This window comes from Micromonospora sp. NPDC000668 (assembly GCF_042897975.1).
GTDB lineage: Bacteria > Actinomycetota > Actinomycetes > Mycobacteriales > Micromonosporaceae > Micromonospora.
On record NZ_JBIAYP010000001.1, the window covers coordinates 180,433 to 198,912 of the forward strand.

General features: G+C 72.8%; 14 protein-coding genes. 7 read left to right on the forward strand and 7 right to left on the reverse strand.

Annotated features, from left to right (window positions below; all coding sequences use genetic code 11):
- Positions 1–26: 26 nt before the first annotated feature.
- Both ACFY29_RS00845 and ACFY29_RS00850 read right to left on the reverse strand, forming a co-directional pair.
- The gene (locus ACFY29_RS00845) at positions 27–1,373 is read right to left on the reverse strand and encodes an ABC transporter substrate-binding protein (protein WP_386982181.1); all 1,347 of its coding nucleotides are present in this window, start codon (positions 1,371–1,373) and stop codon (positions 27–29) included.
- Positions 1,374–1,392: 19 nt separating this feature from the next.
- Positions 1,393–2,523: a LacI family DNA-binding transcriptional regulator gene (locus ACFY29_RS00850; protein WP_355608756.1), complete on the reverse strand. Its 1,131-nt coding sequence runs from the start codon at positions 2,521–2,523 to the stop codon at positions 1,393–1,395.
- Positions 2,524–2,762: 239 nt separating this feature from the next.
- On the opposite strand from ACFY29_RS00850, the gene ACFY29_RS00855 reads away from it, so the two are divergent.
- The 7 genes from ACFY29_RS00855 to ACFY29_RS00885 all read left to right on the forward strand — a co-directional run bounded on the left by ACFY29_RS00855 (position 2,763) and on the right by ACFY29_RS00885 (position 12,029).
- Positions 2,763–4,091: a Gfo/Idh/MocA family protein gene (locus ACFY29_RS00855; protein ID WP_386982185.1), complete on the forward strand. Its 1,329-nt coding sequence runs from the start codon at positions 2,763–2,765 to the stop codon at positions 4,089–4,091.
- Positions 4,092–4,116: 25 nt separating this feature from the next.
- Complete coding sequence (uxaC, locus tag ACFY29_RS00860; protein WP_386982188.1) at positions 4,117–5,553, forward strand: glucuronate isomerase; 1,437 nt, start codon at positions 4,117–4,119, stop codon at positions 5,551–5,553.
- A complete protein-coding gene (locus ACFY29_RS00865; RefSeq protein ID WP_386982191.1) occupies positions 5,550–6,854 on the forward strand; it encodes an enolase C-terminal domain-like protein in 1,305 nt (434 codons plus the stop codon). Before uxaC ends, ACFY29_RS00865 begins: the two co-directional genes overlap by 4 nt.
- The gene (locus ACFY29_RS00870) at positions 6,845–8,338 is read left to right on the forward strand and encodes a mannitol dehydrogenase family protein (protein WP_386982194.1); all 1,494 of its coding nucleotides are present in this window, start codon (positions 6,845–6,847) and stop codon (positions 8,336–8,338) included. The genes ACFY29_RS00865 and ACFY29_RS00870 overlap by 10 nt, the downstream gene beginning before the upstream one ends.
- 55 nt (positions 8,339–8,393) lie before the next feature.
- Positions 8,394–9,572, forward strand: a complete 1,179-nt coding sequence (locus ACFY29_RS00875) for a Gfo/Idh/MocA family protein (protein WP_386982197.1) — start codon at positions 8,394–8,396, stop codon at positions 9,570–9,572.
- A gap of 213 nt (positions 9,573–9,785) precedes the next feature.
- Complete coding sequence (locus ACFY29_RS00880) at positions 9,786–11,174, forward strand: polysaccharide lyase family 1 protein (protein WP_386982200.1); 1,389 nt, start codon at positions 9,786–9,788, stop codon at positions 11,172–11,174.
- 126 nt (positions 11,175–11,300) lie between these two features.
- Positions 11,301–12,029: an HD domain-containing protein gene (locus tag ACFY29_RS00885; RefSeq protein ID WP_386982203.1), complete on the forward strand. Its 729-nt coding sequence runs from the start codon at positions 11,301–11,303 to the stop codon at positions 12,027–12,029.
- Positions 12,030–12,135: 106 nt separating this feature from the next.
- Here the strand turns inward: ACFY29_RS00885 and ACFY29_RS00890 are convergent, their stop codons facing one another.
- From ACFY29_RS00890 to ACFY29_RS00910, 5 genes are all read right to left on the reverse strand, one after another.
- Positions 12,136–12,900: a BTAD domain-containing putative transcriptional regulator gene (locus ACFY29_RS00890; protein WP_386982205.1), complete on the reverse strand. Its 765-nt coding sequence runs from the start codon at positions 12,898–12,900 to the stop codon at positions 12,136–12,138.
- Positions 12,901–13,037: 137 nt separating this feature from the next.
- The gene (locus ACFY29_RS00895; protein WP_355607216.1) at positions 13,038–14,165 is read right to left on the reverse strand and encodes a hypothetical protein; all 1,128 of its coding nucleotides are present in this window, start codon (positions 14,163–14,165) and stop codon (positions 13,038–13,040) included.
- A 13-nt stretch (positions 14,166–14,178) separates the two neighbouring features.
- Positions 14,179–16,524, reverse strand: coding sequence for a hypothetical protein (locus ACFY29_RS00900; protein ID WP_386982208.1), 2,346 nt, complete (start codon positions 16,522–16,524; stop codon positions 14,179–14,181).
- Between the two features lie 11 nt (positions 16,525–16,535).
- On the reverse strand, positions 16,536–17,972 hold the full coding sequence (locus tag ACFY29_RS00905) for a baseplate J/gp47 family protein (protein ID WP_386982211.1): 1,437 nt from the start codon (positions 17,970–17,972) through the stop codon (positions 16,536–16,538).
- A complete protein-coding gene (locus ACFY29_RS00910) occupies positions 17,965–18,480 on the reverse strand; it encodes a hypothetical protein (protein ID WP_386982214.1) in 516 nt (171 codons plus the stop codon). The genes ACFY29_RS00905 and ACFY29_RS00910 overlap by 8 nt, the downstream gene beginning before the upstream one ends.

Below are 18,480 nucleotides of genomic sequence, written 5' to 3' on the forward strand. Positions count from 1 at the left end.
GCTCCTCTCCTCGCCTGGTGGGGCGGTCAGGCGATGGCGGACTTGCACGCCTCGATGAACTGGGCGGCTGCCGCGGCGGGGGTGGCTCGGCCGTACTGCGCGTTCTCGGCGGCCTTGATCAGCTCGGACTTGACCTTGCTGTGCCCCTTGATCGGCACCTGCGGGGACTTGCCGAACTTCTGGGTCAGCTCCGCCTCGACGGCGATGGACTGCTTCATCGCCGGGTCGGTGGTGTCGTCGCTGACCACACGACGCAGGTCCAGATTGGACGGCAGACCGCGGTCGGTGCCGAGCAGCTTGACCGCCTCCTGGTCGTTGTTCAGGAAGTTGATCACGTCGACCGCGACGTCCTTGTTCTTGCTGCCCTTGAACACCGACCAGTACATCGAGGCCCGGGCCCACTGCGCGCTCGGGTCACCGGGGTAGGCGATCACGCCCAGCTCGTCCTTGGTGTTCTTCTTCAGGTCGGGCATCTGGTTGGCCCAGACCCAGGAGGTCGCCGACTTGCCGGTGACCACCAACTGCTTGGTGACGTCACTGGAGTTGCCCTCGTGGATGACGTCGGCGGTCGGGGTGGCCTTACGGTCGCGGGCGCCCTTCCACAGGTCGAACCACCCGGTCACGTCCTCGGCGGTGAAGCCCAGCTCCTTGCCCTTGTAGAGGTCCTTGCCCTGCTGGCGCAGCCACACCCAGAACGCCTTGTAGTCGGCGCTCGGGTCCTGCGTGCCGGGCACCCCGGTCTTCTTCGACACCTCCTCGGCCCAGGCGATGTGCGCCTCCCAGCTCATCCCGGTGGTGGGCTCGGGCAGGCCGTTCTTGGTCAGCAGCGTCTTGTTGTAGACCAGACCCTGGGTGTTCTCCCCGGCGGCCAGACCGGCGAGCTTGCCGTCGACCACGCCGTACTGCCAGAGGCTCTCGGGGAACTTGGAGGTGTCCAGCTTGCCGGACTCCTGGTAGGAGGTCAGGTCGAGCGTGGTGTTGCGGGCCGCGTACTCGGCCAGGTAGTTGTCGTCGATCTGGAACAGGTCCGGCGGGTTGCCGCCGGCGGTGAGCGTGGCCAGCTTGTCGAAGTAGCCCTGGTTGGCCTGCCAGGTCTTCTCGAAGGTCACGTTCGGGTGCTTCTTGGTGTAGAGGGCCAGGGCGTCCTCGGTCAGCTTGGCCCGGGCGTCGCCGCCCCACCAGAAGATGGACAGCTTGACCGGGGCGTTGGGATCGGCCGATTCGTCGTCTCCGCCGCAGGCGGCGGCGCCGAACAGCAGCGGTGCGGCGACCGTCGCGGCGAGCAGGCCGCGCAGCAGCCGCCGCCGGGGCAGCGGGGTACGGTGGGTGCGCCCGACGGACGCGCTGGCGGTGGGGGGCGTTGCGGGGTGCATGTGCGCTCACTCCTCGGCATTAGGAGGCGACGGCGTCACCGGTGGCCGCGGTCGGGGTGCCCGGGCCCGCAGGGCAATGCGGGTCCGGGCTCTGCGGCGCGGCCAGGGGACGTACCGGTCGGGCCTGCGGGCCCGGGCCGGTCGAGTCGCGGATGACCAGGTCGGTCTGGAGCATTACCTGTGCGGTGGTACGACGGACGCCGAGCGCCGTGCCGGCACCGAGCCCTCGCGCGCCGCGCGGTGACTCGGTGTCCTGTTGCAGCAGCATGTCGACGGCCGTCCGGCCGGCGGCCGCGGTGGGTGTGGCCACCGTCGTCAGTTTGGGGCGGGTGAGCCGGCTCAGGGCGATGTCGTCGACCCCGACGACACTCACCTCCTGCGGCACCCGGACCCCGAGCGCGTCCAGCCCCTCGATGAGGCCGATCGCCATCAGGTCGTTGTAGGCGAGCACGGCCGACACCCCGCTGCGGCGCACCTGCTCGGCGACGGCGGACCCACCGGTCTCGGTGGGCGCGTTCGGGCCGAGCAGGGTCAACTCCGCGCCGCCGGCCCGGGCGGCCGTGGCGGCGGCCCGGCGCATCTCCCGGTTGGTCCACGAGCTGCGTGGCCCGCCGAGGAGCGCGATGCGGGTGTGGCCCAGGCCGATCAGGTGCTCGATCGCCGCCCGGGCGCCCTGCCCGACGTCCATCAGCACGCAGGGCAGGCCGGTCACCTGGCGGTTCACCACCACCAGGGGGACCTCGCGGCTGAGCTGCTCGATCAGGCTGTTGCTCATCCGCGGGCTGCACAGCAGCACCCCGTCCACCTGCTTGGCCAGCGCGTGGACCAACTCCTCCTCGGTGGTCGGGTCCTCGTTGGTGTCGGCCACGAAGACGTGGTAGTCGCGGTGCCGGGCCTGGCTCTCCGCCGCCTTGATCAGCGGCGGGAAGAACGGGTTCGCGATGTCCGCGATGATCAGCCCGATGTTGTGCGTCCGCCCGGTGATCAGGGCGCGGGCGGCCCGGTTCGGCCGGTAGCCCAGGTCCTCCGCGCAGGCCAGCACCCGGACCCGGGTCTCCGGGTTGACCAGGTGCGGAGCGGAGAAGGTGCGGGACACGGTCGAGATGTGCACCCCGGAGGCACGGGCGACGTCCCGGATGGTGACTGGCACGGCGGCCCCTTCGTCCGATGTGGCGGCGGTCACGTGGGTGGGGCCAATTAATGCAAACGGTTGCGCCAGTGTCAACGGTGGACGATTACGGTTCTGTTGCGTCAGCGCTCCCACTGGCGACTCGCAGCCCCGCAAACACTGACATTTACCGCCGATTGTGCCGCCCTCGTTGACGCGATCGGATCGAGCATGATTACTTCACTGCAAACCTTTGCAGGATCATCCGGGGAGGCGACCGAATGTCACCGAGTGCCGACGGCCGGGTCCGGTACGCCGTCGTGGGCGCCGGCGCGCGGGCGGAGATGTTCGTCCGGGCACTGGTGCTCGACCACGCCGACTCCACCGAGCTGGTCGCCTTCGCCGACGTCAACCAGGCCAGGATGGACGCGCACAACCGCTGGCTGACCGAGCTGGGGCACCGGCCGGTGGCCACCTACCCGGCCGGCGACTTCCTGGCGATGCTGGACAAGGAGCGCGTCGACGTCGTCCTGGTGACCAGCGTCGACGTCACCCACGACGAGTACGTGGTGGCCGCGCTGCGCGCCGGCCGGGAGGTCGTCACCGAGAAGCCGATGACCGTGGACGCGCCGCGCTGCCGGCGGATCCTGGATGCCGTGACGGAGACCGGCGGCCGGGTGACGGTCGCCTTCAACTACCGCTACAACCCCCTGCACGAGCAGGTCCGCCGGCTGCTCGCCGACGGCGCGGTCGGCGAGATCGGCTCGGTGCACTTCGAGTGGCTGCTCGACGTGCGGCACGGCGCCGACTACTTCCGCCGCTGGCACCGGGACAAGGCCACCTCCGGCGGGCTGATGGTGCACAAGGCCAGCCACCACTTCGACCTGGTCAACTGGTGGCTGGCCGCCACCCCGATCGAGGTGTACGCGGCCGGACGGCTGTTCTTCTACGGCGACACCGGCCGCCGGCACGGCTACGCCCGCGACTACGAACGGGCGCACGGCTCCCCCGCCGCCGTCGACGACCCGTTCGCGCTGCGACTCGACGCGCACCCCCGGCTGCGCGAGTTGTACCTCGACGGCGAGGCCGAGGACGGCTACCAGCGCGACCGCAACGTCTTCGCCCCGGGAGTGAGCATCGAGGACGACATGGCGGTGCTCGCCCGCTACTCCACCGGCGCCACGATGACCTACCACCTCACCGCGTACGCCCCCTGGGAGGGCTACCGGGTGATGGTCAACGGCAGCCGGGGCCGGCTGGAGCTGGAGGTCACCGAGAACGACTTCGTCGACCGAGTCACCGCCGGCGCGGTCAAGGGCGCCGCGCTGCACGGCACCGAGGCACCCGCCGAGGGCGGCAACGCGACGCTCACCGTGCGCCCGTTCTGGGCCCCGCCCCGGCAGATCCCGGTCGAGGGTCGCACCCGGCACGGGCACGGCGGCGCGGACGCCCGGATGACCGGCGTGCTCTTCGGTGGCCACCCCGACCCGCTGGACCGGGCCGCGACCGCCGACGACGGCGCCCTGGCCCTGCTCACCGGCCTGGCCGCCAACCGGTCCTTCGAGACCGGCCAGCCGGTCCGGGTCGCCGACCTGCTCACCCCCCGCTGACCCACCCGACGAGGAGCCCAGCCCCGTGTCGACGTTCGACCACACCGACCTGCTCCTACCACCCGAGCCCGGCCAGCGCGCGCTGGCCCGGGAGCTGTACGCGCTGGCCGCCGAGCAACCCATCATCTCGCCGCACGGGCACGTCGACCCGGCCCTGCTCGCCGAGGACCAGCCCTTTCCGGACCCGGCGCAAATGCTCATCGTTCCCGACCACTACCTGACCCGGATGCTGCTCAGCCAGGGCGTACCCCCGGCGGACCTGGGCGTTCCCACCCGCGACGGCAGCCCGGTGGAGACCGACGGCCGGGTCATCTGGCGGCGCTTCGCCGCGCACTGGCACCTGTTCCGGGGCACCCCGTCGCGGCTCTGGCTGGAGCAGACGTTCCGCACCGTGTTCGGGGTGCACACCCCGCTGAGCCCGGCCACCGCCGACACCCTCTACGACGAACTGTCTGCCCGGCTCGCCGAGCCGGACTTCCGGCCCCGGGCGCTGTTCGAACGGTTCGGCATCGAGGTGCTGGCCACCACCGAGTCGCCGCTGGACGACCTCGGTCAGCACGCCAAGCTCGCCGCCGACGGCTGGGGCGGGCCGGGCGGCCGGGTGGTCACCACCTTCCGCCCGGACGACGTGGTGGACATGGAGTTCGAGGGCTGGTCGACCAACGTGGAGCGACTGGGCGAGCTGGCCGGCGAGGACACCGGCACGTACACCGGCTACCTGGCCGCGCTGCGGGCCCGCCGGGCCGCGTTCATCGCCGCCGGGGCGACCTCCTCCGACCACGGTCACCCGACCGCGCGCACCCTGGACCTGGCCCCGGAGGAGGCCGAGCGGCTGTACGACCGGGGCCGGCGCGGCGAGGCAGGCCCGGCCGACGCGGAGGCGTTCCGGGCGCACATGCTGGTGGAGTTCGCCCGGATGTCACTCGACGACGGCCTGGTCATGCAGTTGCACCCCGGCGCGGTGCGCAACCACAACCGCTGGCTGCACGCCCGGCACGGCCGCGACGTCGGCGGCGACATCCCGCAGGCCACCGAGTACGTGCACGCGCTCGCCCCGCTGCTCGACCGTTACGGCAACGACCCCCGGCTGCGGGTGGTGCTCTACACACTCGACGAGTACACCTTCACCCGCGAGCTGGCGCCGCTCGCCGGCGGTTACGCCGCTCTGCTGCTCGGCGCGCCCTGGTGGTTCCTGGACTCCCCCGAGGTGCTGCGCCGGTTCCGGGAGACGGTCACCGAGAGCGCGGGCTTCTACAACACCACCGGGTTCGTCGACGACACCCGGGCGTTCTGCTCCATCCCGGTCCGCCACGACGTGGCCCGTCGGGTGGACGCCGGCTTCCTGGCCCGGCTGGTCGCCGAGCACCGGCTGCCGATGGACGAGGCGGCCGAGACCATCGTCGACCTGGCGTACCGGCTGCCGAAGCGGGTCTTCAACTTTGGGAAGGAACAACAGCGGTGACGGTCACCATCACCTCCGTCGAGGTGCACGACGTACGGTTCCCGACCGCCGCCCGGGGCGACGGCTCCGACGCGATCAACCGGGGCGACTACTCGGCGACATACGTGGAGCTGGGCACCGATGCCGGGCCGACCGGCGCCGGGTTCACCTTCACCAACGGCCGGGGCAACGAGATCACCTGCGCGGCGGTCCGTGCACTGGCCCATCACGTGCAGGGCCGCACGGTCGAGGAGATCGCCGCCGAGCCGGTGGCGTTCTGGCGATCGCTCAGCGCCGACGTGCAGCTGCGCTGGTTGGGCCCCGAGAAGGGCGTCATCCACATGGCGACCGGCGCGCTGGTCAACGCGGTCTGGGACCTGCGGGCCACCCTGGCCGGCAAGCCGATGTGGCGGTTCCTCGCCGAACTGCCCACCGACGAGCTGGTCGCCAGCATCGACTTTCGGCACATCACCGACGCGCTCACCCCGGACGAGGCCGCCGCCATCCTGGACAAGGGATTGATCGGAGGGGATGGCAGGCTCGCGGAGCTCAAGGAAAGTGGTTTCCCTTCGTACACCACCTCGGTCGGATGGCTCGGCTACCCCGACGACAAGGTGCGGGCGTTGACCCGGCAGGCGTACGACGACGGCTGGCGGGCGATGAAGATGAAGGTCGGCGGCCCGCTCGCCGACGACCTGCGCCGGGCCCGGATCATCCGGGCCGAGATCGGCCCGGACGCGCTGCTCATGATGGACGCCAACCAGGTCTGGGACGTCGACGAGGCGATCACCGCGATGACCGTGCTGGCCGAGGTGGACCCGTACTGGATCGAGGAGCCGACGCACGCCGACGACATCCTCGGGCACGCCCGGATCGCCCGCGCGGTCACCGAGCTGACCGACGGGCGGTGCCGGGTGGCCACCGGTGAGGTGGCCGCCAACCGAGTGATCTTCAAGCAACTGCTCCAAGCCGAGGCGATCGGCGTGATGCAGATCGACGCGTGCCGGGTCGGCGGCGTCAACGAGGTCCTCGCGGAGCTGCTGCTGGCGGCCAAGTTCGGGGTGCCGGTCTGCCCGCACGCCGGCGGCGTCGGCCTCTGCGAGTACGTCCAGCATCTGGCGATCTTCGACTACCTGCGGGTCGGCACCGGCCTGGACGGGCGGATGGTCGAGTACGTCGACCACCTGCACGAGCACTTCGTCGACCCGGTACGTACCCGGGGCGGCCGTTACCTGCTGCCCGAGCGGCCCGGCTACAGCGCCACCATGAAGCCCGCGTCGATCGCCGAGTTCCGCTTCCCGGACGGCCCGGCATGGCGGTGACCGTCGGCGCCTCCCGACTCGGCCTGGGCATGCTGCGTCAACTGCCCGCCGAGGCTCGACCGCTGGTCCGGCCGGGCACCGTGCAGACCGGCATCGTCCACCTCGGGCTCGGTGCGTTCCACCGGGCGCACCAGGCCGTCTACACCGAGGCCGCGGTCGGTGCGGCCGGCGGCGACTGGGGCATCGTGGCGGTCGCCCCGCGCAGCACCGCCCTCGTCGAGGCGCTCGCCGCGCAGGACAACCTGTTCAGCGTCAGCACCCTCTCCGCCGCCGGTAGCGCCACCCGGGTGGTGGGCGCGCTGAGCGGGGTACGGCACGCGGCCAGCGACCCGGCCGCCGTGGTGGCGCTGCTCGCCGATCCGGCGGTGCGGGTGGTGACGCTGACCGTCACCGAGAAGGCGTACCAGCTCGACCCGGTGACCGGCCAGTTGTGCCCCGATTCGGCGCTCGCCGCGGACCTGGCCGGCGGCCGGCCCCCGACCACCGTGCCGGGGCTGCTGCTGCGCGGGCTGGCCGCCCGGGCCGCGGCGGACGCCGGGCCGGTGGCGCTGGTCAGCTGCGACAACCTGCCGGCCAACGGCCGGCGGTTACGCGGCCTCGTCGACCAGGCCGTCGGCCGGGCCGCCGGGGTACCCGCCGGGCTGCTCGACTGGGTGACCGGCAACGTCACCTGCCCCGGCACCATGGTGGACCGGATCGTGCCGGCCAGCACCCCGGAGACGATCGAGGCGGCCCGCCGGGCGCTCGGCGTGACCGACCTGGCCGCGGTGGCTGCCGAGCCGTACGCGCAGTGGGTGATCGAGGACGACTTCCCCGGCGGCCGGCCGGGCTGGGAGCACGCCGGGGCGGTGCTCACCGACGACGCCGGTCCCTGGGAGCGGTTGAAGCTGCGCACCCTCAACGGCGTGCACTCGGCCGCGGCGTACCTGGGCGCGCTGGCCGGGCGGGAGACGATCGCCGACGCGCTGGAGATCCCGCACCTGACCGATGTGCTGCGCCGGCTGATCGCCGAGGACGTGGCGGCAAGCTTCACCCCGCCGGACGGGGTACGGGTGGTCGACTACGGCGAGCAGGTCCTCGCTCGGTTCGGCAACCCGGCGATCCGGCACCGCACCCTGCAGGTGGCGATGGACGGCTCACAGAAGCTGCCGCAACGGATCCTGCACACCATCGCCGACCTGCGTGCGTCCGGAAGGTCCGCCCGCTGGGGCGCGCTGGTGGTGGCCGCCTGGTTGCGCTTCGTGCTGGGCCAGGCCGACGACGGCCGTCCGCTGCCGTTGCAGGATCCCCTCGCCGGGGCGATCCGGGCCGCGCTGGACGCCGGCACGCAGAGCCCGGCCGGCGTGGTCGACGCGGTCTTCGCGCTGCGCGAGGTCATCCCTGCCGAGGTGGCCGGGGACGACGAGGTTCGGGCCGAGGTGACCGCCTGGCTGACCGCGCTGGAGCGACACGGCGTCGAGGCGACGCTGGCCGGTGCCCGGTGAACGGGCCGACGCTGGCTTGCGGCCCGGCCAACGGGGCGACGCTGGTTGGTGCCTGGTGAACGGGCACACGCCGCCGACCCGGGTGGCGGTGATCGGGGCGAACGGGCACGGCCGGTGGCACCGGCGGGTGATCGCGCCACTGCACGCCGCCGGACGGCTGAAGCTGGTCGCCCTGGTCGACGTCCGGCCGGTGGAGGACGAGCCCGCGGCGCCGGTGCCGCCCGGAGTGGGAGTGTTTACCGACCACCGGGCGATGCTCGCCGCCGCGCGGCCGGAGGTGGTGGTGATCTGCACCCCGCCGCACACCCACCTGCCGATCGCCCGAGACGCCCTGGCCGCTGGCGCGGACCTGCTGCTGGAGAAGCCGCCGGTGCTGTCGCTGGCCGAGCACGAGGAGCTGACCCGGGCGTTGGCGGCCACCGGCCGGGTGGCCCAGGTCGGCTTCCAGGCGCTCGGCTCGGCGGCGCTGACCGCGCTGACCGACGCGCTGGCCGCCGGCCGGGTGGGCACGGTCACCGGCATCGCGACGGTCGCCGCCTGGCAACGGCCGGACGCCTACTACGTCCGGTCCCCGTGGGCCGGTAAACGGACCCTGGACGGCCGACCGGTACTGGACGGCGCGCTGGCCAACCCGCTCGCGCACGCGGTGATGCAGTGCCTGGCGGTCGCCGAGGTGCTCGGCGGTGCGCCGCCGTGGCCGACGGCGATCGAGGTGGAGCGCTACCGGGTCCGGCCGATCGAGGTGGAGGACACCGCGGTGCTGCGGGTCCGGTTCCGCGCCGGTCCGCCGGTGCTGGCGGCGGTCACCCTGGCCGCCGAGGAGTTCGTGGCGGGCGAGGTGGTGGTGACCGGCACAACGGGGCGGGCGGTGCTGGAGTATCCGACGGACCGGCTACGGCTGCCCGGGGACGTGGTGACCCGCCGGGTCCCGGGGCGGCGGGGCCTGCTGGAGAACCTGCTCGCGCACCGGGCCGACCCGGACGGGGTGCCGCTGATCGCCCCGCTGGCCCGTACCGCGCCGTTCACCGCGCTGCTGGACGCGTTGCGGGCCGCGCCGGAGCCCCGGCTGCTCGACGGCGACCTGGTCGCCGACGTGGGCGAGGGCGGAGATCGGGTACGCCACCTGCGGGGCATCGTCGATGTACTGCGCCGGACGGCCGAACGGGGGGCGCTGCCGAGCGAGCTGGCGGTGCCGTGGGCGACCCCGGCGTACCGCGCGGAGCTGGCGGGTTAGGGGGCGACGGCAACCGGAGTGCAAACACCGCCCGGACTCCTACGGGCCACATCGGACAGATCCCCCGATTCCTCGACCGGCGAGGTCGGGGCAATGCCGATCGAGCCGGACAACTGCAACATTCCTGCACACACGCCATATTGACTCTCACAAAACACCGAACCTACCGTTCCTGGTGACTGCCGAATCACCACCAGCGAACGGGAAGAATCGATGCGCAGAATCCTCACCGGCGCTACGGTGATCGCCCTCCTGCTTGTTGCCGCACCGGCCGGCGCCGCGCCCCGCCCGGACTCACCGGCCGCCGCTGTCACCGGCCCGGACTCGCCGGCCGCCGCCGACCGGCTCTCCTGGTCGGCCCGCCACCTCGGTCGGCAGGCGCTGCCCGAGCGGGACGGCTGGGCGGCCGAGGGCGCCGGGACCAGCGGCGGATCGGCGGCGACCCCCGAGCGGACCCGGGTGGTCCGCAGCCGGGCCGAACTGGTCGCCGCGCTGGGCGGCGACAACGCCAGCAACGCGACCGACGCCACCCCGAAGCTGATCTACGTGGACGGTGCCGTCGACGGCTTCGAGGGACCGGACGGCACGCCGCTGAGCTGCGGCGACCTGGCCGACCCGGCGTACCGGCTGGACGCCTACCTGGCCGCGTACGACCCGGCGGGGTGGGGTCGGGTGCCGCCGGCCGGGCCGCTGGAGGAGGCCCGGGTGCGCTCGGTGGCCAACCAGACCCGGCAGACCCAGATCAACGTCGGCCCCAACACCACCATCGTCGGGCTACCCGGCGCCCGGCTGACCGGGCTCACCCTCATGATCGACCGAGCGCCGAACGTCATCGTCCGCAACGTGACCTTCGTCGATGCCCGGGACTGCTTCCCCGCCTGGTCCCCGACGGACGGCGAGGCCGGCAACTGGAACAGCCAGTACGACCAGATCTCGGTACGCCGCAGCGAGCACGTCTGGGTCGACCACAACACCTTCACCGACGGCGACAACCCGGACAGCGCCCAACCGACCTACTTCGGACGGCCGTACCAGGTGCACGACGGGTCGCTGGACGTCACGCACACCGCCAGCCTGGTCACCGCGTCCTGGAACCGCTTCACCGGACGCGACAAGCTGATGCTGATCGGCTCGTCCAACACCGTCGGCCCGGACGTGGGACGGCTGAAGGTCACCCTGCACCACAACCTCTTCGACGGTGTCCTGCAACGGCTGCCCCGGGTGCGCTTCGGCCAGGTCGACGTCTACAACAACCACTACCGGCTCGGCGGCGCCGACTTCCAGTACGCGCTCGGCGTCGGCGTGCAGTCCGCGCTGTACGCGCAGAACAACTTCTTCACCCTGGACGCGGCGGTCGACCCGGCCGACCTGCTCTACGACTGGGGCGGCACCGCGCTCACCGAGCGGGGCACCTGGGTCCGCCGGGGCGGCGCTCCGGCGCGACCGGTCGACCTGCTGGCGGCGTACAACGCGGTGCACGACCCCGACCTGGGGGCCGACGCGGGCTGGACGCCGACCCTGCGCCGCGACCCGGTCCTGCCGGCGCCGCTGGTCCCGCTCCTGGTCGGGCCGCTCGCCGGCGCCGATCGGCTGCCGATCTGAGCAACCGGCCCACCATCGTTCCCACGACCGGGCCGAACGCCGTGACGGCGTTCGGCCCGGTCCCGTGCGGTCGGGTCGGCGACGCACGGGGCCATCGACATGGTGAAGATCGGCTATAAGTGACGCATGGACTTCCCGCCGCACCTGGGCAGCATGCCGATGCACGCGATCACCGAGATCCACGGCGAACCAGGCCTGCTGGAGCGCTTCCGGTTGGAGGTCCTGCAGTTCGACGACCACGCCCGGGCCCGGCTGACCGCCGCGCTCGACCTGGCCGCCGACCTGCACCGTGACGACCGGCGGGTCCGCGAGCCGTACCTCAACCACCTGCTGCGGGTGGCCATCCGGTTGATGCACCACTACCAGGTACGCGATGTGGACGTGATCGTCGCCGGCCTGCTGCACGACGCCGTCGAGGACCACCCGGCCGACCTGGCCGGCGGTGACGTGGGCACCGACCCGACCAGCGCCGCGCTGGCCGCTTTGGCCAGCCGGTTCGGGCCGCGGGTGGCCACCCTGGTCGCCGCCGTCACCAACCCGGCGTACGACCCGCAGCGCGACCGGAACGCGCAGTACCGCGAGCACCTGGCGGTCAGCCTGGACCGGGAGCCGTGGGCTCGGGTGATCAAGGTTTCCGACTTCACCGACAACGGCGTCGGGGTGATCCACACGGTCGGGCCGAAGGTCGTCTCATCGGCCCGCAAGTACCGGCCGCTGGTGCCGCTCTTCCGGGAGCTGATCGCCCGACCGGACACGCCGCTGTCGCCGGCGGTGAAGCGGCACATCTTCGGCCAGCTCGACCTGGCCGAGGAACGGTTCAGCGCGATCCTGGACCAGCCCGTCCATCCGAACTGACCAGGCCGGGGGCATCACCCGACCGGGTTCCGCGACAAGATCTCAGATCTTCGTAGAAGCCTCTCGTATTACGGTGGGTTTCCGCCAAGTGGGAGGACAGAGCCCGCTACCCGCCGGCCATGCCGGCCCGCACCAGGTGCTCCAGCCACGGCGTCGGCACCACCCCCAGCTCCCGGCTCAGGTCGGCGCGGAACAGCTCGAACCGGCGCATCGCCTCGTTGATGTTGCGCTCCGCCAGGTGCACGGCGATCAGCGTCCGAGTGGCGCTCTCCCGTAGCGGCTCCAACTGCACGGCGGTCAACGCGACCTGCACGGCCTCGCTGAACCGGCCCTGGGCGGTGAGCCGCTCGGCGAGGGCCTCCAGCGCGTACAACTGCGTCTGGCGCAGCCGCTCCCGTTCGGTCAGCACCCAGTCGTCGTACCAGCCGGGCAGCAGCTCGCCGGTCGCCAACGCTGGCACGCCGGGACCGGTACCCACCGGTGACCCGCCGGCCAGCAGGGTGGCGGCCGCCGCGCCCAGGGTGGCCACGTCGCTGGTCACCCCTGCGGCCAGGGCCAGCCGGTCCTGTTCCTCCACGAGCGGCTCGGTGGTGATTCGGTGCAGCCGCCAGAGCATGGTGCGCAGGTTTGCCCGGGCACGTTCCTCGTGCGAGCCGGGCCAGAGCGTACCGGCGGCCTCGGATCGGGCGCACCGCTGGCGTACCCCGAGGTAGGCCAGCAGCCGGCGGGCGCCCTGCGGCACGGCCACCGCGCGCCCGTCGCGTTCCAGCCCGAACCCGCCCAGCAGCCGCAGCGCATACCGGGGCCGCTGCCCCGCTCCGGCGTCGTGCGCTCCGGAGCGGAAATCGTGCGTCACCTCGTTGACAGCCATCCATGCGCCTTTCACACCCGATCGCCCCGTGCGAGTTTCACGGTCGGGTGTGGACGGTCGACGCGCCAGCGCTGTGTCGTCACACCGACCCGCCGAGCGGCGCGGATCAGCCGTTCGCCGGAGTTGGTGCCGCCCGTTCAGCGCAGCTTGTTCAGCGTCCGGGCGTACCCGGTCCACTCGGCGGCGTCGCCGACGTCGGCCCGGATCTGGGCCTCCTTCATGATGGCGAGCACCTGCTCGGCCGGCGCGTCGGCCAACTTGCCGAGCGTGCTGATCCCGGCGCGGGCCAGCGCCGCCCGGGCCTTGGTCGGCACCCCGGTGAGCATCGCGATGTCGGCGTCACCGACGTTCTCCAGCTCGGTCTCGATGCCGAGCGCCGCGGCCACCGCCGACTGGGCGCCGACCGTGGTCCGGACGATCACCGCCTCCCGCTCGCTCACCTCGGCGAACATCGCGTCGACGCTCGGGTAGCTGGTGTCGGCCGGAAGCACCTTGAGCACGTCGCGGATCAGCCGGCCGTCGGCCACCTCGTCCTCGCCGAAGATGCGAATGAACTCCGTGAGCTTCACCTCGCGCGGGAAGCGCTGCCGAACGTCGGAATGCTCGGCGGCGTACCGCTCGAGATGGGCGGCGCCCCGGAGCTTTGGTCCGGCGACCACGTCCACGCCGAGGGTCTCCACGGCGGGCAGCACGATGGTGCCGGCCTTGGTCTGCCAGATGCTGACCTTCTTGTCCATGAACATCGTGGTGCCCATGTACTTGCCGAAGTCCAGCGTGCTGATGTAGTTGGGGATCTGTTCGATCGCGTGCGGGCCGAGGGTGACCTTGTTCTCGTGCACCGTCGAGTGCAGCCGGTTGATCTCGGCGCGGATCTCGTCGAGCAGCCGGCGCAGGCTCACCCGCATCGCCGCCATGCAGGAGAACGCCTTGGCCAGATCGGTGCCGAGGTGGTCCAGGTCGTGCTCGATGCGGTGGAACCGCTCGTTGAAGCCCTGCTCGCCGGGGGTCTGCCCGGCCTGCACGACGTCCTCGCCGTCGACCCAGTCGCTGTGCGCGAAGGTGCGGGCGAACGGCGGCGGCGCGCAGCCCGGCTCCACCGCCGGGAACGACTCGGCGTAGCTAAACACCCGCTTCGCGGTGCCCACGTTCTCGTAGATCCAGGAGGAGACCAGCACGCTGGCGTCCGAGGCCGGGATGCCGTGCTTGGTGAACGCCTCGTACAGCTCGGTGACGGTCACCCCGTCGTAGTTGATCTCGCTCGCCATGGTGGTGTCCCTCTCAGAGCTGGTCGTACACGCCGCGGTGCCGGCGCTGCTGGAAGGTGCGGAAGGTCCGGGCCACCGCCGGGCGCAGCGGCTCGGCGGCGCCGTCGGCGTCGAGGTCGACGTGGTCGCGCCGGATGCCGAAAGTGTTGATCTCCACGCCGAGTGGGCAGACCCGGGTCAGTGCGTTCATCAGCCGCTCGTACTGCGCCAGGGTCAACGCCACCCCGTCGGGCAGCTCCACCCGGAACTCGTACGGGTCGGTCAGCCCGGTGCGCACATAGGAGAGCGCCACCACCGCGACCAGCCCGGCGTGGGTGGGCCGCAGCGTGGTCCGCGCGCCGACCGCCTTGATCTCCGCCGTACCGCCGCCGAGCCCCACGGTGTACCAGCGGAAGCCGGTGGCCCGCCTCTCGGCCAGGTTCAGCCCGGCCTGCGGCAGCCCGATCACGCTGCACACCAGCAGCACCCGGTTGCCGGTCTCGACCAGCGGCAGCGCGGCGGCGAGGTGCCGATCACGCAGCAGCCCGACCAGCCGGGCAAGCCGGTCGGCGGCGGCTGGCTGGCCGGCGATCAACGCGGTGGCCAGCGCCGCCGGCAGCTCGATGGTCTCCACCAGCTCGTCGGGGAGCCGGTTCAGCGCGGCCACCACGGGCGCCGGGTCCCGCACCGCCGGCAGACCGGCGGCGGCCAGCACCTGGTCGATCGGCTGCCCCGCCGGCCGGGTCGGCACGGCCGCCCACCGGGTCCGGGCCACCGCGTCGGTCAACGGCGTCCAGGCCGGCTCCCCCGCGCCGGTCCAGGCCGACGCGGCGCTCGCGAGCCCAGCCAGCAGCAACGCGTTTCCGCCCGGGTCACCGGGCGCGTGGAACTGCGCCTCGACCGCCGCGTCGACACCGACCGCCGCACTCAGCGGCGCGGTCACCGCCAGCCCCCGGGTCGGCAGGTGCGACAGGTACATCCGGGTGGTGCTGATCCGGTGCGTGGTCGGCAACCCGCACACCCGCCACAGCCACGCCAGCTCGCCGTCGGCCGCCACGGTGGGCACGCCGTACGCGCGGGCGGCCGCGATCAGCGCCTCGGCGGTCCGGTCGGCAGTGGGCGTCCGGCCGGTGTCCAGCACCCGGTTGCGCAGATCGGTGGCCTGCGCGGGGGTCGGCCAACTCACGTCCACACCGAGACCCAGCTCGTAGCGGCTGCCACCGGCGTCATCCTGGGCCCGGGTCACCTGCCACACGATCGCCGAGCCGAGCGCCCGACAGACCCGCCCCGCCCGGTCCAGGGCAGCGGCCAGCGGCGGCGCGATGCCGTGCGCGCTGTCGAAGGCGTACGACTGGCGCAGGCTGGCCCGCAGCGCGGTGACCTCGGTCAGCCGGCTGGCCGGTAGCGCCCGGCCGGCGTGCGTGGTGTTGTTCGGCGGGGTGTTCGCGGGCAGCACCAGCCGGTCCCGGCGCAACTGGGCGAGGAAGTTCGTCCGGTGCTGCGGATCGCCGGCGGCGACCAGCCGGATCGCCACCGCGAACCGGTCGTCGTCCTCGCGCAGGGTGAACCGGGCGCCGCCGGGCAGATCGGCGAAGAGCCCGGCGTTCGGGTCGGTGTCCGCGCCGGGGCCGTTGAGCAGTCGACGCACCGCACCCGGGGTGGGCAGCAGGAACCGCCGGTAGAGCCCGAGCCGGTGGGCGTACGCGGGGTCCGGCTCGCGGGCCGGCGGGGCCAGTCGGCGCGCGTACACCTCGCCGCTGGTCGGCTCGTGCACCAGCTCGTCGACGAAGCGGGCCACCCCGACGTCCGCGCCGATCCGGTCCAGCGCGTCACGTCGGGCGTGCGCCAGGGTCCGGTACGCGTGCACCTCCCGGGCGGCGCGGCGCAGTCGGTGCTTCTCGTACGACATCAGGTAGAGCAGCCGACCCAGGTTGCCCTCCAGCACGGCCAGCTCGACCAGCGCGGCCCGCGCCGCCCCGGTGACCGCGGTGGCGGCGGCGCCCTCGACGGCCCGCTCGACCGCCACGGCGACGGTGAACGACGCGACCAGCGGCTCGTCTGCGGTGTCCGGCGCGTACGCCGGCACCGAGGCGCCGGCGGCCGACCAGGGCGCGAAGACCACCGGCGGGAGCACCCGCTCGCCGGTGCCTCCCGGGTTCACGGTGACCGTCACCCGGACGGTCTCCTCGACCAGGTCCCGGCGCAGCACCACGGTGAGCAACGGGTGGCGGCTGGTCCAGTCCACCGCGGCGGTGCCGGCGGTGGCGATCGGCACCACCACCCGCCGCACGGTGCCCGGGTACGGGCCCTCCAACTGGTCGACGAGGTTACGTTCGACGGACGGGTCGGCCCCGTCCACCGGCACCCGGATGTCGGTCATCGCGCCCCCGCTCAGACGATCCGGAACGGCCGGGGGTCGTCCCGGTCGACGTAGACGGGCACCTGGTTGGCGGCGAGCACCGCGTTGTCGCCGACCGGCAGCCGCTGCACGCCGTCGCCGGTGGGCGCGCTGCCGGTCACCACCACCGCCGAGTCGGCCGGGAAGCGGACCAGCCGCAGCTCGCGGACGTCCGCGACGCCCGGCTCGTTCATCAGCGTCCAGATCACCTCGGCCGCCCGGACCGGCTCGCCGAAGGGCAGCTCGTCGACGTAGCGACGCAGCCGGGCGTGCAGCCGGGCGCGCAGCTCGGTGGCGGCGGTGGAGGCGTTCACCGTCTCCCGGGAGCCGGTGGGCAACGGCAGGCCGCGGATCACCAGGTCGGCCTCGACGCCGAGGCCCACCTCGTCGGCCCGATCCACCGAGGCGAAGATGCCCACCGGGCGCAGGTCCTCGATCACCGACTCGACGGCGGCCTGCAGCCCGTCCGGACCGTCCCAAATGGCCGCGGCGGTCGGCGCGACCAGCACCGTCACGTAGTACGGGTTGCCGAGGTCGCGTTCGGTGCTGAAGACCCGCTCGATGAAGTTGAAGTTGCCGAAGATGGACTGGTTGAGGTCCAGGCCGCCCCGACCGTCGAAGACCTGCACCTGGCGTACCCCGGGCACGGTGCCCACGGCCAGGCCGATCGCCTCGGCCGTCCAGATGGACCGGGGTGCGGCCAGCAGCAGCTGCCGGTAGCGGGCGTCGGAGACCTGCTGTTCGCCGCCGGTCAGCGCGACGGTGTGCGTGATCTCCACCAGCTCCTTGCCGGCGGCCTGCTCGGCGTCGTCCAGGTCGGCGAGCAGCGTGTCGGCCCGGTTCCACCGGTCGACCTTCTGGCTGGCCTGGGTGGGGTCGAGGTTGTGCGCGGGACCGGGGTAGAAGGCCGCGACGGCCGGTTCCCGCTCACCGACGGCGGCGGAGAGCACCACCGTCTCGTCCAGCGCGACGTGGTGCCCACCGGGGGTGGACAGTCGCGCGCCACGGGGCAGCGTCAGCTGGGTGCGGCCGGTCGGCAGCGCGTCCTTCAGCTTCACCTTCACCGTGCCCCGGGCCTGCAGGTACGGCCGGGGGATGCCGAGCTCCTCGCCGAGGCGGGTCAGCGCGTCAGCGGTCGCCGACACCACGTACGAGTTGTCGTAGACCGCGCCGAGCGCCGACCACAACCGGGCGTCCTCCAGCGCGGCCAGTTCGAGGACCTTGCGCAGCACCGCACCGCTGGTCAGGTCGACGTCCTCGCCGAAGAGCAGTCGGGCGGTGGCCAGCTTCTCGGCTAGCAGCCGGGCGAAGGACTTCGGTACGAAGCCGGTCTCGACGATGCCGAAGCCGGCCGAGCCGGTGGCTCGTAGCGCGGCGGCGTCGACGGCCAGCACGTCGGCCAGCTCGGCCGGGATGGTGGGATCAGACACTGGGCAGCTCCCCGAGGTGCACCGAGAGCCGGTCGTCGGTGATGGTTTCGAACTGGACCTGCACCTGCAGGGTGCGGGAGGCGCGCAGCGCGGCCCGGGCGGCGTCGTCCTGGCCATCGCCGGTGCCGCCGGCACCGAGCCGGCCGTCGTCGAGGTTGACGTCGACGATCCGGCGGACCCGGGGATCGCGGTCGAGCAGGGTGATGATGCCGATCCGCACCTGCTCGCGGATCAGGGTCGGCTCGACCGGTTCGGCCAGGGCGTTGAGCCCGTCGAAGCCGAAGGTGGCGTCGAAGACGTTCGAGCCGCGCAGCGTGGTCAACGCCACCGCGAGGCTCTGCGCCACGTTCTCGGTACCGGCGACGAGGGCCAGCACCCGGCCGTTCGGGCCGTCGTCGAAGACGACGTCGCGGGCCAGGTCCAGCCCGGGCATGGTGGGTTCGAAGGCGAGGCCCCAGCCGAGGTAGCGGCGCTGCGCGGCCTCCCGTTCCCGCTCGGTCCGGTCCAT

Excerpts from the sequence above, each read along its gene's own strand:
- ACFY29_RS00845 (WP_386982181.1), bottom strand. The coding sequence starts at position 1,373 with ATGCACCCCGCAACGCCCCCCACCGCCAGCGCGTCCGTCGGGCGCACC.
- ACFY29_RS00855 (WP_386982185.1), top strand. The coding sequence starts at position 2,763 with ATGTCACCGAGTGCCGACGGCCGGGTCCGGTACGCCGTCGTGGGCGCC.
- ACFY29_RS00870 (WP_386982194.1), top strand. The coding sequence starts at position 6,845 with ATGGCGGTGACCGTCGGCGCCTCCCGACTCGGCCTGGGCATGCTGCGT.
- ACFY29_RS00880 (WP_386982200.1), top strand. The coding sequence starts at position 9,786 with ATGCGCAGAATCCTCACCGGCGCTACGGTGATCGCCCTCCTGCTTGTT.
- ACFY29_RS00885 (WP_386982203.1), top strand. The coding sequence starts at position 11,301 with ATGGACTTCCCGCCGCACCTGGGCAGCATGCCGATGCACGCGATCACC.
- ACFY29_RS00890 (WP_386982205.1), bottom strand. The coding sequence starts at position 12,900 with ATGGCTGTCAACGAGGTGACGCACGATTTCCGCTCCGGAGCGCACGAC.
- ACFY29_RS00895 (WP_355607216.1), bottom strand. The coding sequence starts at position 14,165 with ATGGCGAGCGAGATCAACTACGACGGGGTGACCGTCACCGAGCTGTAC.
- ACFY29_RS00900 (WP_386982208.1), bottom strand. The coding sequence starts at position 16,524 with ATGACCGACATCCGGGTGCCGGTGGACGGGGCCGACCCGTCCGTCGAA.
- ACFY29_RS00910 (WP_386982214.1), bottom strand. The coding sequence starts at position 18,480 with ATGGACCGGACCGAGCGGGAACGGGAGGCCGCGCAGCGCCGCTACCTC.